Below are 447 nucleotides of genomic sequence, written 5' to 3'. Positions count from 1 at the left end.
ATTAAATAACACAAAAAGGCAAGTATCTATACTTGCCTAAAATCGTTTAATAAATCGTTTCGTTCTGTTTGCGGCTTATCGGGACGGCGGCGCGAAACCGTCTTCTGTAAACCGCGTCCGCGGAACGGCCTCGGCAAGGATAGCCGGGGCAAGCAAACTATGGAGGGTAAAAAATGATTATTAATCACAACATGAGCGCCATGTTCGCCGATCGTCAGCTCGGCGTAACCCAGGACTCGTTGACCAAAAACATGGAGAAATTAAGCTCCGGCATGAGGATCAACAGAGCGGGGGATGATGCATCCGGACTTGCGGTTTCCGAGAAAATGAGAAGCCAAATTCGCGGATTGAATCAGGCGGAACGCAATATTCAAAACGGCGTATCCTTTATCCAGGCTACTGAAGGCTATCTTCAGGAAACCCAGGATATTCTGCACCGTATTCGGG

At 48.3% G+C, this 447-nt stretch carries 1 protein-coding gene; it reads left to right on the top strand.

Translation table 11 applies throughout. The features are described 5' to 3' along the window. Positions 1–173: 173 nt before the first annotated feature. On the top strand, positions 174–447 hold a 274-nt coding region (locus ACYVRH_RS14665; RefSeq protein ID WP_461257599.1), incomplete at its 3' end, for a flagellin N-terminal helical domain-containing protein.

This window comes from Treponema sp. R80B11-R83G3 (assembly GCF_054786115.1).
Note: the sequence above shows the minus strand (reverse complement) of the source record. Positions and strands in the feature narration are given on the sequence as shown.